Annotated in this window: 15 protein-coding genes; 11 read left to right on the forward strand and 4 right to left on the reverse strand. The window is 74.6% G+C overall.

Features of this window, described 5'->3' with window-relative positions; all coding sequences use genetic code 11:
- The first annotated feature begins 66 nt into the window (after window positions 1–66).
- Entirely contained in the window at window positions 67–1,221 is a 1,155-nt protein-coding gene (locus tag XF36_RS09235) for a DUF222 domain-containing protein (protein WP_060711668.1), read from the forward strand.
- The gene (locus tag XF36_RS32295) at window positions 1,218–1,382 is read left to right on the forward strand and encodes a hypothetical protein (protein WP_168169485.1); all 165 of its coding nucleotides are present in this window, start codon (window positions 1,218–1,220) and stop codon (window positions 1,380–1,382) included. Before XF36_RS09235 ends, XF36_RS32295 begins: the two co-directional genes overlap by 4 nt.
- Window positions 1,383–1,513: 131 nt before the next feature.
- Here the strand turns inward: XF36_RS32295 and XF36_RS33925 are convergent, their stop codons facing one another.
- Entirely contained in the window at window positions 1,514–1,702 is a 189-nt protein-coding gene (locus tag XF36_RS33925; protein WP_238589192.1) for a VOC family protein, read from the reverse strand.
- Between the two features lie 449 nt (window positions 1,703–2,151).
- Here XF36_RS33925 and XF36_RS09245 point away from each other — a divergent pair, with 449 nt between their 5' ends.
- The gene (locus XF36_RS09245) at window positions 2,152–3,762 is read left to right on the forward strand and encodes an ABC-F family ATP-binding cassette domain-containing protein (protein ID WP_060711669.1); all 1,611 of its coding nucleotides are present in this window, start codon (window positions 2,152–2,154) and stop codon (window positions 3,760–3,762) included.
- Here XF36_RS09245 and XF36_RS09250 read toward each other — a convergent pair whose 3' ends face one another.
- Complete coding sequence (locus tag XF36_RS09250) at window positions 3,763–4,452, reverse strand: TetR/AcrR family transcriptional regulator (protein ID WP_145981318.1); 690 nt, start codon at window positions 4,450–4,452, stop codon at window positions 3,763–3,765.
- Between the two features lie 74 nt (window positions 4,453–4,526).
- Between XF36_RS09250 and XF36_RS09255 the strand changes: the two genes are divergently transcribed.
- From XF36_RS09255 to XF36_RS09290, 8 genes are all read left to right on the forward strand, one after another.
- Window positions 4,527–5,279, forward strand: coding sequence for a sulfite exporter TauE/SafE family protein (locus tag XF36_RS09255; RefSeq protein WP_060711671.1), 753 nt, complete (start codon window positions 4,527–4,529; stop codon window positions 5,277–5,279).
- Window positions 5,280–5,319: 40 nt separating this feature from the next.
- Complete coding sequence (locus XF36_RS09260; protein ID WP_060711672.1) at window positions 5,320–5,613, forward strand: hypothetical protein; 294 nt, start codon at window positions 5,320–5,322, stop codon at window positions 5,611–5,613.
- A complete protein-coding gene (locus tag XF36_RS09265; protein WP_060711673.1) occupies window positions 5,610–6,686 on the forward strand; it encodes an AAA family ATPase in 1,077 nt (358 codons plus the stop codon). Before XF36_RS09260 ends, XF36_RS09265 begins: the two co-directional genes overlap by 4 nt.
- A complete protein-coding gene (locus XF36_RS09270) occupies window positions 6,683–7,660 on the forward strand; it encodes a DUF58 domain-containing protein (RefSeq protein ID WP_238589193.1) in 978 nt (325 codons plus the stop codon). Before XF36_RS09265 ends, XF36_RS09270 begins: the two co-directional genes overlap by 4 nt.
- Window positions 7,657–8,646, forward strand: a complete 990-nt coding sequence (locus XF36_RS09275; protein ID WP_060711674.1) for a VWA domain-containing protein — start codon at window positions 7,657–7,659, stop codon at window positions 8,644–8,646. The genes XF36_RS09270 and XF36_RS09275 overlap by 4 nt, the downstream gene beginning before the upstream one ends.
- Before the next feature lie 51 nt (window positions 8,647–8,697).
- Window positions 8,698–9,408, forward strand: coding sequence for a 3-oxoacyl-ACP reductase FabG (fabG, locus tag XF36_RS09280; RefSeq protein WP_060711675.1), 711 nt, complete (start codon window positions 8,698–8,700; stop codon window positions 9,406–9,408).
- A gap of 70 nt (window positions 9,409–9,478) precedes the next feature.
- On the forward strand, window positions 9,479–10,255 hold the full coding sequence (gene fabI / locus XF36_RS09285) for an enoyl-ACP reductase FabI (protein ID WP_060711676.1): 777 nt from the start codon (window positions 9,479–9,481) through the stop codon (window positions 10,253–10,255).
- Between the two features lie 43 nt (window positions 10,256–10,298).
- Window positions 10,299–11,357, forward strand: a complete 1,059-nt coding sequence (locus tag XF36_RS09290) for a ferrochelatase (RefSeq protein ID WP_060711677.1) — start codon at window positions 10,299–10,301, stop codon at window positions 11,355–11,357.
- On the opposite strand, the gene XF36_RS09295 is transcribed toward XF36_RS09290, so the two are convergent.
- Together XF36_RS09295 and XF36_RS09300 are read right to left on the reverse strand one after the other, a co-directional pair.
- Window positions 11,358–11,996 carry a class I SAM-dependent methyltransferase gene (locus tag XF36_RS09295; protein WP_060711678.1) on the reverse strand — a complete coding sequence of 213 codons (639 nt, stop codon included), beginning with the start codon at window positions 11,994–11,996 and terminating at the stop codon, window positions 11,358–11,360. It lies immediately after the preceding gene.
- A 71-nt stretch (window positions 11,997–12,067) separates the two neighbouring features.
- Window positions 12,068–13,138 (reverse strand): MsnO8 family LLM class oxidoreductase, encoded by a 1,071-nt coding sequence (locus XF36_RS09300; protein WP_082375287.1) that lies wholly within the window; start codon window positions 13,136–13,138, stop codon window positions 12,068–12,070.
- Between the last annotated feature and the right edge of the window lie 217 nt (window positions 13,139–13,355).

Here is a 13,355-nt window from a genome sequence, read left to right on the forward strand (position 1 = left end):
AACGCTACGACATCGCTTCACTTCTCACCGCTGGTCTGCACGGTCAGAGGGCGGCAGCGTGGACCCGTGACCGTTCGGGACCGTCTGCTCGTCGTCGCCGTGTTGTGGGACGCCAACTTCATCGCCATCCACGTCGGGCTGGAGCACTTCCGGCCGCTGTTCCTCGCCGGGCTGCGGATGCTCGTGCTCGCGGTTCCGACGGCGCTGCTCGTACCGCGGCCGCGGGTGCCGCTGCGCTGGCTCGCCGGTTACGGGCTCGGGTTCGGCACGGTGCAGTTCCTCTTCCTATTCCTGGGCATGTACGCCGGGATGCCGACCGGGCTGGCGGAGTGGGAGTCGGGGCGGATCGACCAGGCTGCCGCCGAGGCGATCTCGTCGTCGACCCTCGTGCTCGACGACGAGCGTGCCCGCCGGGTGCAGGCCGCCGTCCTCCCGGGCGCCCCGCAGGCGCACCGGCGGCTGCTCCGGGACCGGCTGCGCCGCCACATCGCCCGGATCGACCCGGACGGCGCCCGCGAGCGTCACGAACGGGCCCGTTCGGAGCGGCGGATGTCGGTCTCCCCGGGGGACGACGGAATGGGTTCGCTGTGGCTGGGCGGCACCGCCACGCAGGTCGAGGCGTCGTGGCAGTGCGTCGACCGGCTCGCGCGTTCCCTCGACGACCCGTGCGACGACCGGACCCTGGACCGGAAGCGCGTCGACCTCGCCCACCAGCTGCTGCAGGGCACGCTGACGCTCACCGACGTGGGCACGGTCCGGGACGCGCTCGGTGCGGCCGGTACGGCCGCCGAGGACGGCACCCTGCTCACCGCGGTCGCGCAGGTGCTCGCGGCGAAGCCGGACCCGGGAGAGGCGGTGGGTCGTCGTCCGCTGATCCAGGTCGTGGTCCCGCCCAGCACACTGATGGGTGGCGCGGCCCCGGCCGAGCTGGTCGGGCACGGTCCGGTCCCCGCCGACCTCGCCCGGGCCCTCGCCGCAGGCGGTGTGTGGCAGCGGCTGGTGACCGACCCGCTGTCGGGCACGCTGCTCGACGTCGGCCGCACCCGCTACCGCCCGCCGGCTGCGATGGCCGACCACGTCCGGGCACGGGACTGCACCTGTCGTGGCCCCGCCTGCAGCCGCCGGGTCCGCGACCTCGACCATCATCGCCCCTGGGGCGCCGGGGCGGGGCGACCAGCGCGGAGAACCTGTTCGGGCTGTGCCCGGCCGATCACGCGTTGAAGGACGCCCCGGGCTGGCAGGTGCTCGCCGGCCGCGACGGCAGTCCGACCTGGGTGGCACCGTGCGGTCGCCGGGCGACGACACAGCCGTTCGACTACCGGGCCTTCACCGATCCGTTGCCCGCCGCAGCCGACCACGATGCCGTGCTCGCGCCCTTCTGATCCCGTCGAGCCCTTCTGGGCATCGCGTCGATCGGGCAGGGTGGTGTCGTGGAGCGGCTCCGGGATCGCAGCGAGGTCGTCGTGGTCGTCGTCCTGCTGCGGGCGCGTCCGCGGGGGGATCTGAGCGCTGCTCAGGCCGCCGGGGAGGCGAGCCGCCAGGACACGCCGAAGCGGTCCTCGACCCAGGCGAAGGGGCCGAAGCCGTAGTCGTCGAGCGGCATGAACTCACCCCCGCCGGCGGCGAGGGCGCCCAGCAGCCGCTTCTGCTCGTCGCCGGACCCGCAGTCCACCCACAGCGAGACGGCGGGGGTGAGTCCCACTGGTGCACCGGCGGGCCGTCGCTGCACCGCAGCCGCCGCCCGGCGACGACGAACTCGGCGAGGACCACCGCGGTCGGGGCGTCGGACCGGTGGGCGACCGAGACGATCTCGCCGTCGTCGAACAGGGACGTCCAGAACTCCCTCGCCTCGCTCGCGCTCGGGCCGCGCGGCGGCTGGAAGGTCAGGAACGGCATGGCACGGGCGGGCATCGGTCCTCCTGAGCTCGTGCGGGTGCAGCGCGCCCGAAACCGGACGACGCGCCCACCTGCCGACGGGTAGGCTCGAACCATGGCACGAGGCATCTGGTCGCAGAAGGTCCGCACCGCCCGCTGACGGCGGCGCCCACCTCTTCGTCCCGCGAAGCAACCACCGCGTCCGCCGTCCCGGTCCCCGCCGGGCGGCGCATTCTGTGCTGCCCGGCTCCGATCTCGGATGCCGCGGAGCCTCTCGTGCACACCACCCCCGAACCCTCGTCCCTCCTGCCCGCCCTCGACGCCGGCGCGTCCGCCCACGTGCGCGCCGAGGACGTCGTCGTCACCCGCGGATCGCACCGCGTCCTCGCCGGCGTGACCCTCACCGTCTCCGCCCGGTCACGCCTCGCCGTGGTCGGGGAGAACGGTCGGGGCAAGTCCACGCTCCTGCACGTCCTTGCCGGCGTGCTCGTCCCGGACTCCGGCACCGTGCACCGCGCCGGGACCGTCGCCCTGGTCCGCCAGGAGGTGCCCGCCCGCGACGGCGAGACCGTCGGCACGCTCACCGCGGAGTCGCTCGCCGCCCCGCGGACGGTGCTGCGCGAGCTCGACGCGGCGACCGTGGCGCTCACCGACGGTGCGCCCGGCGCCGACGACCGGTTCGCCGCCGCCCTGGACACCGCGACCCGGCTCGACGCCTGGGACGCCGAACGCCGCATCGACGTCGCGCTGGAGGCACTCGGCGCCTGCACCGACCGCGACCGGCCGCTGGAGACGCTGTCGGTGGGGCAGCGCCACCGGGTGCGGCTGGGGTGCCTGCTCGGCGTCCGCCACGACGTCCTTCTCCTCGACGAGCCCACCAACCACCTCGACGCGGGCGGTCTGGACTTCCTGACCCGCACCCTGCGTGCGTACCCGGGCGGACTCGCCGTGGTCAGCCACGACCGAGCCCTGCTGCGCGAGGTCGCCGAGGAGTTCTGCGACCTCGACCCGACCCGTGACGGCGCGCCCCGGCTCACCGCGGGCGGCTACGACGGCTGGGTGACCGCCCGCGACCGGGCCCGTAGCGCATGGGAGGCCGCGTACGGCGAGCAGCGGGCCGAGCACCGCCGCCTCGCCGACGCCGTCGCCACCGCCCGGGACCGGCTCTCGACCGGCTGGCGCCCGGACAAGGGGACCGGCAAGCACGCACGCCAGTCGCGGGCCCCCGGCGTGGTGCAGGCACTGCACCGCCGCCGCGCCGAGCTCGACGCGCACCGGGTCGACGTGCCGGTGCCGCCGTCGTGGCTGCGCCGGCCCGACCTCGACGTGCGACCGGGGGCGCCACAGCTGCGCGCGTACGGGATCGGCGTGCGGGACCGCCTCGCCGGCCCGGTCGACCTGGTCCTCGACGGGGGCGACCGGCTGCTCGTGACTGGGCCGAACGGTGCCGGGAAGTCGACACTGCTCGCCGTGCTGGCGGGAGCACTCGACCCGGACGCCGGGGCGGTGCGCACCTCGCGCGGCGCCCGGGTCGTCCGGCTGGGGCAGGAGACCGCGGTGCTCGACCCGCGGTGGCCCGCGCGCGCCGTGCTGGAGCAGGCGGGCGGCGGCGCTCACGGCCTGCTCGACGCGGCGGCGTTGCGGACCCCGGTCGGACGGCTGTCGGAGGGGCAGCGCCGACGGCTCGACCTGGCCGTGACCCTCGCGGCGCGCCCGACGACGCTGCTGCTCGACGAGCCGACCAACCATCTGTCGGCGCGGCTGGTGGACGAGCTCACCGCGATGGTGCGGGACACCTCGGCGGCCGTCGTCGTCGCCACCCACGACCGGCAGCTGCTGCGCGACCTGGCCGACTGGCCGCGCCTCGAGCTCGGTACGGCCGGCTGATCAGGGCCGGAGCCCGGCCTCGACGACGTCGAGGGTGCGACGCAGCCCGGACTCGAACAGCGGCTCGCCGCCACCGGGTCCCCGCACCACCGCGCCGCCGAGCAGCCGGGACAGCACCGGCAGCTGCTCGGACCGGCCGGAGCGACGGACGTCGTCGAGGGTGGGCAGGCGGTCCCCGGCCAGGGCCGCCGCCCCTCGCACGTAGCCGTGCAGCAGGTGCAGCACCTCAACGGCCGCGTGCAGCGCATGCCCCGCCCCGACGACGTGCGCGAGCAGCGCCTCCGACCACGCGCACTCGGCCGGGCCGGTGGCGCGGGGACCGGCGAGCAGCCCGACGGCCCACGGGTGCTCGTCGAGCACCTCGCGCAGGGCGGACGCCCAGATCTCGCACCCCAGCCGCAGCCCGTAGCCCGCCAGGTCCGGCGGCTCGCCCAGCGCGGCGTCCAGGACGAGGTCGACCAGCGCGTCCTTGCCGGGCACGTGCCGGTACAGCGACATCGGCGCCGACCCCAGCTCCCGGGCCAGCCGCGGCATCGACACCGCGGCCAGGCCGTCGGTGTCGGCGAGGCGCAGCGCCGTGGCGACGACGGACCCGCGGTCCAGTGTCCGTCGCGCCGGGGCCGGGGGAGCGGCCCAGCGGGGGTCGTCGACGGTCACGGCGTGGATCATGCCACGCACGTCGTAGAGCAACCTACGCACTGTGCGTAAGCCCTACGCAGACACGGGCGGCGGGTCGTCCGCCGGGCGGTTCGTAGGGTGGCCCGATGCAGTGGTGGGAGGTCGGGGTCATCGCGCTGGCCGGACTCTGGGCGGGGTTGATCAACACCGTCGTCGGGTCCGGGACGCTGGTGACCTTCCCGGTGCTGGTGGCGCTCGGCTTCCCGCCGGTGACGGCGACGACGTCGAACGCCATCGGCCTGATCACGGGGTCGGTGACCGGCGCCGTCGGCTATCGCAGGGAGTGGGCCGGGCACGGCCGCCGGCTCGCGAAGTACGCCGTCGCGTCGTTCCTGGGGGCCGTCGTCGGTGCGGCGCTGCTGCTGTCGCTGCCGCCGGACGCGTTCGAGACGATCGTGCCGGTCCTGGTCGGCACCTCGGTGCTGCTGGTCGCCGTGCAACCGCTGCTGGCCCGCCGGCTGCGGGACCGGCCGCGTCCCGACCGGTCCGGCTCGCCGGTGCTCTACCTGCTGGTGTTCCTGGTGGGGGTCTACGGCGGCTACTTCACCGCCGCGCAGGGGATCATGCTGGTCGGGGTGATGGGGCTGCTCCTCGCGGACCCGCTGCAGCGGCTCAACGCCTTCAAGAACACCCTGGCCTCGGTCGTGAACATCGTCGCGGGGGCCATATACGCCGTCGTCGCACCGGTCGACTGGAGGGTCGTCGGGATCATCGCGGTCAGCTCGATCGTCGGCGGGCTGCTCGGCGCGAAGGTCGGGCGCAGGCTGTCGCCCGCGGTGCTGCGGAGCGCGATCGTCGTGATCGGGGTCGCGGCCATCGTGTTCCTGCTGGTGGAGTGAGCGGCCCGGAACTGTCGGGGGTGTCTGCTCTGCTGGGGCCGTGGACGACGACCGCGCCGCCGAGCTGGCCGCGGCCCTCGCCGCGCTGGCCGGTCGCGAGATCGGTCCGGCCGAGGCGCGGGCCGTCGTCGCGCACGCCCACGACCTGACCCCGGCCCGGGCGAACGCGGTCTGGACCCGGCACCGGGCGGCACCGCGGACCGTGCCGCTGCGCGACTACCTGGCGATGACGCTGCGGTTCACCGCGCAGGACCCGGCGGTCGGCCCGCTCGCCGGCGGGGAGCGGCACGCCTCACCGGATCCACACGGCCGACACGGTGGGATGGCACCGTGAGCACGACTGCCTCGACCGGCCCGGACCCGATCACTCCCGCCCGCGACGCCGAGCGGCTCGAGCGTGCGGTACTCGAGGTGAAGCGGGTGATCGTCGGCCAGGACCGGCTCGTCGAGCGGATGCTGGTGGGTCTGCTCGCGAAGGGACACCTGCTGCTGGAGGGCGTCCCCGGCGTCGCGAAGACCCTCGCGGTGGAGACCTTCGCCCGGGTCGTCGGGGGGAGCTTCTCCCGGCTGCAGTTCACCCCCGACCTGGTGCCCGCCGACATCCTCGGCACCCGGATCTACCGGCAGGGCCGGGAGGAGTTCGACGTCGAGCTCGGTCCGGTCGTCGCGAACTTCGTGCTGGCCGACGAGATCAACCGCGCCCCGGCGAAGGTGCAGTCGGCGATGCTCGAGGTGATGGCCGAGCGCAAGCTGTCCCTCGCGGGTCGCGACCACCCGATGCCCGACCCGTTCCTCGTGCTCGCCACCCAGAACCCGATCGAGAACGAGGGCGTCTACCCGCTGCCCGAGGCCCAACGCGACCGCTTCCTGTTCAAGCTGATCATCGAGTACCCGGGGCTCGAGGAGGAACGGGAGATCATCTACCGGATGGGGTCCACCCCACCGGTGGCCTCCCAGGTCCTCACCCCCGAGGAGCTGGTCCGGCTGCAGCGCACCGCGGCGGACGTGTTCGTGCACCACTCCCTGGTCGACTACGTCGTGCGGCTGGTCGTCGCGACCCGGCTGCCGTCCGAGCACGGCCTGTCCGACGTCGCGTCCTGGATCGCCTACGGGGCCTCGCCGCGTGCGTCGCTGGGCATCGTGTCCGCCGCCCGCGCGCTGGCCCTGGTGCGTGGCCGCGACTACGTCCTGCCGCAGGACGTGCTGGAGGTCGCCCCGGACGTGCTGCGGCACCGCCTCGTGCTGTCCTACGACGCGATCGCCGATCAGGTGCCGGTCGACCACATCGTCACCCGGGTCCTGCAGACCGTGCCGTTGCCACAGGTCAGCGCCCGGCCCGGGGGAGCGCCCGAGGGTGCGCCGTCGGCGTGGCCGCCCGCACCGGGTGCCGGCCAGGGTCCGGCGTGACGGCGGGGTCCTCCGACCTCGTCCGGCTCGAGGCCACCCTGCGGACCCTGGAGCTCACCGTCCGGCGCCGGCTGGACGGGCTGCTCCAGGGCAACCACATCGGGCTGCTGCCCGGCCCGGGCAGCGAGCCCGGCGACGCGCGGCCCTACCAGCCCGGTGACGACGTCCGCCGGATGGACTGGTCGGTCACCGCCCGCACGACCGCGCCGCACGTGCGCGAGACCGTCGCCGACCGCGAGCTGGAGACCTGGGCGGTGGTGGACCTGTCGCGCAGCATCGACTACGGCACCGCCCGCACCGACAAGCGGCACCTGGCGCTGGCCGGGCTGACCGCGGTCGCCCAGCTGACGACCGGCGGCGGCAACCGGCTCGGCGCCGTCGTCGCGAACGGGGAGTCGACGCTGCGGCTGCCCGCCCGCGGTGGCATGGCGCACGCCCGTGGCCTGGTCCGCCGGGTCGCGACGATGCCGTCGGCGCCCGAGGGCACCCGCGGTGACCTGTCCCGCGCACTCGACGAGCTGCGCCGCCCGCCGCGCCGGCGCGGGCTGGTCGTGGTGGTCTCGGACTTCCTGGGCGAGCCCACCTGGGAGCGGTCGCTGCGGGCGCTCTCGGCGCGCCACGAGCTCCTCGCGATCGAGGTCGTCGACCCGCGGGAGCTGGAGCTGCCCGACGTCGGGACCGTCGTGCTGGCCGACCCCGAGACCGGGCGTCAGCGCGAGGTCGACACCACACCGCTGCTGCGCCGCGAGTTCGCCGCCGCCGCCGCCGAGCACCGGGACCGGGTGGCCGCGGCGCTGCGCCGCTGCGGGGCCGGGCACCTGACCCTGCGCACCGACACCGACTGGGTGGCCGACATCGTGCGGTTCGCCGTCGCCCGCAAGCACACCGCGGCCCCGCGCAGCGGCGCCGCGTTCTCGCGCAACGGCACCGCGTCCCCGCACGACGGGACCGCGGCCCCGCGGAGGCCCGCGTGACGTTCACCGCCCCCTGGTGGCTGCTCGGGCTGCTCGTCGTCGCCGCGCTGGCGGTCGCCTACGTGTGGCTGCTGCGCCGGCGCCGTCGCGACGTCGTGCGGTTCACCAACCTGGAGCTGCTGGAGTCGGTCGCCCCGAAGCGGCCGGGCCGGTGGCGGCACCTTCCCGCGATCGCGTTGATCGCGGCGCTGGCGGTGCTCACCGTGGCGCTCGCCGGGCCACAGGCGATGGCGAAGGTGCCGCGGAACCGGGCCACGGTGATGCTGGTGATCGACGTGTCGCTGTCGATGAAGGCCACCGACGTCGCGCCGACCCGGCTCGCCGCGGCGCAGGCCGCGGCCAAGCAGTTCGCCGACCAGCTGACCCCGGGCGTCAACCTCGGGCTGGTGTCGTTCGCCGGGACGGCGGCGGTGCTCGTCTCGCCGACGACCGACCGCAGCGCGGTCAAGAACGGCGTCGACAACCTGCAGCTCGCCGAGTCCACCGCGACCGGTGAGGCGATCTTCACGGCGATGCAGTCCATCGACACCTTCTCCCGGTCGCTGCAGGGCGGCCCGGACGCGGCGGGGGTGCCGCCCCCGGCGCGGATCGTGCTGCTCTCCGACGGCACCCAGACCGTGCCGGGTCCGGACGGGGAGAACGAGCCGCGCGGCTCGTTCACCGCGGCCGCAGAGGCGCGCAACAGCGGCATCCCGGTGTCCACGATCTCCTTCGGCACCAGCTACGGCTCGATCGAGCTCGACGGCGGGCGCACCCCCGTCCCCGTCGACGACGCCTCGATGGAGCGCATCGCGCAGCTCGCCGGTGGCCGGTTCTTCACCGCCGCGACCGAGTCCGAGCTGCGCGCGGTCTACTCCGACCTGTCCGAGGAGCTCGGCTACGAGGAGCGCGAGGTCGACGCGAGCAGACCGTGGATGATCGGCGGGTTCGTCCTGCTGATCGGCGGGCTCGGTGCGGGCATCCTGCTCGGCAGGCGGCTGCCGTGAGGGTGATCTCCGCTCGCGGGTACCGACCGGTAGTGCGTTAGGTTCACCCCCGTGGGACGCAGCGTGCTCGTGACCGGAGGAAACCGCGGCATCGGCCTGGCGATCGCGCAGGCGTTCGCGGCCGAGGGCGACCAGGTGGCGGTGACCTACCGCTCGGGGAAGGACGACATCCCCGACGGGCTCTTGCCGGTGCACTGCGACGTCACCGACGCCGAGTCCGTCGACGCCGCGTTCACCGAGGTCGAGGCCGCCCACGGACCGGTCGAGGTGCTGGTGTCCAACGCCGGCATCACCGACGACGGTCTGCTCATGCGGATGTCCGAGGAGTCCTTCACCCGGGTCGTCGACGCCAACCTCACCGCCGCGTACCGGGTCGCGAAGCGGGCCTCGCGCGGGATGCTGAAGGCCAGGAAAGGCCGGATGATCTTCGTGTCGTCGGTCGTGGGCCTCTCCGGGTCGGCCGGGCAGGTCAACTACGCCGCCTCGAAGTCCGGGCTCGTCGGCCTCGCCCGCTCGGTCGCCCGCGAGCTCGGCAGCCGCGGCGTCACCGCGAACGTCGTCGCCCCCGGGTTCGTCGACACCGACATGACCCGCGCGCTGCCCGAGAAGCGGCGCGAGGAGATCCTCGGGACCATCCCGCTCTCCCGCTACGCCGACGCCGACGAGATCGCCTCGGTCGTCGCCTTCCTCGCCTCGCCCGGCGCCGGCTACGTCACCGGGGCGGTCGTCCCGGTCGACGGCGGCCTGGGCATGGGGCACTGATCGGCGCTCGCGTGCGACACCGACACCGGGCCCCCGGGCCCGTGCCCCGCAGAACTCTCGAAAGGACGTCATGGGACTGCTCGACGGCAAGCGGCTGCTGATCACCGGTGTGATCACCGATGCCTCGCTGGCCTTCCACTCCGCCAAGATCGCCCAGGAGCAGGGCGCCGAGGTCGTGCTCACCGGCTTCGGCCGGATGCGGCTGGTCGAGCGGATCGCGATGCGGCTGCCGAAGCCCGCACCGGTCGTCGAGCTGGACGTGTCGAACCAGGAGCAGCTGGACTTGCTCGTCGAGCGGATCACCCCGCACCTGGGCGAGGAGCCCCGCCTCGACGGCGTGCTGCACTCGATCGGGTTCGCCCCTGCGGGTGCTCTGGGGGAGGGTGCGTTCCTGAACGCGCAGTGGGAGGACGTCGCCACCACGATCCAGGTGTCGGCGTTCTCGCTGAAGTCGCTGGCGATGGCGTGCAAGCCGCTGCTCGGTCCGGGCAGCTCGATCGTCGGCATGGACTTCGACAACCGTCAGGCCTGGCCCGCCTACGACTGGATGGGCGTCGCGAAGTCCGCCCTGGAGTCGGTCACCCGCTACCTGGCCCGCGACCTGGGCCGCGACGGCATCCGGGTCAACCTGGTCGCCGCCGGCCCGGTGAAGACGATGGCCGCCAAGTCGATCCCGGGCTTCGCCGCGTTCGAGGACGTGTGGGACGAGCGTGCCCCGCTCGGCTGGGACATGAACGACCCGGTGCCGGTCGCCAAGACCGTGTGCGCCGCACTGTCGGACTGGATGCCGACCACCACCGGATCGATGATCATGGCCGACGGCGGGGTGCACGCCGTCGGCGTGTGAGGCCGGGGAGCGCGCCCGCGGGAAGGCGTCGATAATCGGGTCCGTGCCCGAACAGTCCTGCCCCGACCCCGATGCCATCCTGGTGCTCAGCTTCGGCGGCCCCGAGGCTCCCGACGAGGTCCGCCCGTTCCTGGAGAACGTGACCCGGGGCCGCGGGGTCCCGCCGGAACGCCTCGACGCCGTCGAGGAGCACTACCAGCACTTCGGCGGGGTCTCGCCGATCAACGCCCGCAAGCGCGAGCTGATCGCGTCGATCGCCGCGCGCACCGAGCTGCCGGTGTACTTCGGCAACCGCAACTGGCGGCCCTTCGCCGAGGACACCGTCCGCGAGATGGCCGAGGCCGGCGTCGAGCGGGCATTGGTGTTCGCGACCAGCGCCTACGGCGGCTACTCCGCCTGCCGCCAGTACCACGAGGACATCGCTCGGGCCCGCGACGCCGTCGGCGAGGCGGCGCCCGAGCTGGTCAAGCTGCGCCACTTCTACGACCACCCGGACTTCGTGCGCGCCAACGCCGACGCCGTGCGGACGGCGTGGGTGCAGCTGCCCGAGGACCGGCGCGAGGCGGCGCGGCTGGTATTCACGGCGCACTCCATCCCCACCTCGGCCGACGCGGCCGCGGGGACCCCGGACGACGGCGGGCACCGCTACTCCCGCCAGGTCGCCGAGGCCGCCGCGCTGGTCGCCGCCGAGCTGGGCGTCGACGAGTTCGACGTCGTCTGGCAGTCCCGCTCCGGTCCGCCGCAGGTGCCGTGGCTGGAGCCCGACATCGTCGACCACATCGACGACCTGCACGCCAAGGGTGTGCCCGCGGTCGTCGTCGCGCCGGTCGGGTTCGTGTCCGACCACGTCGAGGTCGTGTGGGACCTCGACAACGAGGCCGCCGAGCGTGCCGCCGAGCACGGCATGGGGTTCGCCCGCGCCGCCACCGCCGGGCCCGACCCGCGCTTCGCCGACATGGTGGTCGAGCTCGTGCGGGAGCACACCGACGACGCGCCCGCCCGGCGGCTGGGCAGCGGCCCGTCGGCGGGGTGCACCCGTAACGGGGCACCCTGCGCGGTCGACTGCTGTGTGCCGCAGCGGCGGCCCGCCCGGTCGGGCTGATCAGCGGCGCCGTACCCGGGCGAGGTGGGCGGGGACCTCGACCCTGGTCCCGGCCGGCTCACCGTAGGCCTGCGCCAGGGCGGCGGTCACGACCCCGCGGTACGACGCCGGCGCGACCGACTCCACCGACCAGTCCGGACCGGTGAACGCGGTCCGGACGTCGGCCGCGTCGATCACCGGGCCGAACTCGGCGGCGGCGCCGGTCCGGGCCAGGGCGAGCACGTGCACGACGCCGCCGGGGCGCACGATCCCGGCCAGCGCGCGGGCGTAGCGGGCCTGGTCAGCGGGGTCGAACAGGTGGAACAGGGCACTGTCCACGACCGTGTCGAACGGGCCGAGGCCGTCCGGGGTGAGTGCGTCGGCGACGACGAACCGGGCGTCCACCCCCGCGGCCGCGGCCCGCTCCCGGGCGCGGCGCACCGCGGTCGGGGCGGCGTCGGCGCCGAGGACGTCGTGTCCGAGCCGGGTCAGCAGGATGGTGTGCTCCCCGGTGCCGCACCCCGGGTCCAGGACGGTTCCGGTGACGGCACCGTCGCGGGCCAACGCCGCGACGACCGGCTGCGGCTCGTCGATGACCCAGGGCGGGTCGCCGTCGCGGTACGCCTGCTCGAAGCGGGCCACGGGTGGTGTGGTGTCCATGGGTTCTCCCTCGCCGGTGGTGACCGAGGGAGCGTCGGGGATGAAGCGGGGTTCAGGTCAAGGATCGGTGTTCAGATCCGGGACCACTCCCGGGCGAGCAGCGCGTAGGAGCGCAGCCGGTCGGCGAGGGTGGGGGCGACGGTCTCGACGACGAGCTCGTCGGCCTCCGCGGCCTCGACGATCGCGGCGAGCCGTCGCGCGACCGCGTCGGCCCGTCCCACGACGCGGGTCCGCAGCCGGTCCTCCAGGACGACCAGCTCGGCCGGGTCCAGCGGCGGGAGGCCGGCCCGCTCCTCGGCGGTGGGGTAGTGGTGGGTGCCGGCGTCGAGGGTGAGCCCGCGCAGCCAGACGTCGTAGCCCGCGCCGAGGGACACCGCCTCCTCCTCGGAGTCCGTGGCCAGCGCCGACACGGCGATCGCGATGTGCGGTCGGTCCCCGTAGGGCCCCGGTACGAACCGCTCGCGGTACAGGTCGACCGCTTCCAGGACCGTGGTCGGCCGGGCGAAGTAGGCGACGCCCATCGGCAGCCCGTTGCGGGCGGCGTAGTTGGCACTCTCGCCCGCGCCGGCCGCGTGCACCCAGACCTGCGGGGCCACCGCGTCGAGCAGCTCGACGGGCGCGCCCCGCAGCCCCGGCTCCTTGCCGGTGAGCAGGCGCAGCAGCTGGTCACAGCGTCCGGAGAAGGTGCCCAGCCCACGCTCCAGGAGCCGGGCCTCGACGTGCGGACGGTCGTGGTCGAGCCCGACGGTGCGCGGCGTACGGGCGGCGACCGACCGGCCGAGCCCGAGGTCGGTGCGGCCACCGGACAGGGCCGACAGCAGCGTCGCGTCCTCGGCCAGGCGCAGTGGCGGGTGGTAGGCGACGAGGGGCGCGGCGACGCCCAGCCGGATGCGTTCGGTCCGGGCCGCGAGATGCGAGAGCAGCACCATCGGGCTGGTCGACCCGAGCGCCGGCTTAAGGTGGTGTTCGCCGACCCAGTAGCGCAGCATGCCGAGCGACTCGGCGTGGCGTGCGAGTACGACCGCGTCGGAGACAACGTCGGTGGCGGTTCCGCCGCGCCGGAGCGGGTTCAGGTCCAGGCACGACAGCGGGATCGTGGACAGGGTGCGCTCCGGCGGCACGAGGTGCACGGGAGTCGGCACCGGGGATCGTCCACGGAATGTAGAGCCGCCCCGAGCGAGGGGTCAACGCGATCTGGCCGCACCGTCACAACCATCAGTGTCAAGCAATCATTGACGATGGCGCGCGGTCAACCGAACAGCGACACCCGCTGCTGGTCGCGGAGCAGGGGAGGCGGCAGTGGTCACGGGCAGGGCACGCGACGGACACCCTGCTCGGCCGGCCGTGTCGGGCCGCCCC

The organism is Pseudonocardia sp. HH130629-09, from assembly GCF_001294645.1.
GTDB lineage: Bacteria > Actinomycetota > Actinomycetes > Mycobacteriales > Pseudonocardiaceae > Pseudonocardia.

Bases quoted from the DNA above. Each gene is read 5' to 3' on its own strand.
- XF36_RS09255 (WP_060711671.1), top strand. From the start codon at position 4,527: ATGCAGTGGTGGGAGGTCGGGGTCATCGCGCTGGCCGGACTCTGGGCG.
- XF36_RS09295 (WP_060711678.1), bottom strand. From the start codon at position 11,996: ATGGACACCACACCACCCGTGGCCCGCTTCGAGCAGGCGTACCGCGAC.
- fabI (WP_060711676.1), top strand. From the start codon at position 9,479: ATGGGACTGCTCGACGGCAAGCGGCTGCTGATCACCGGTGTGATCACC.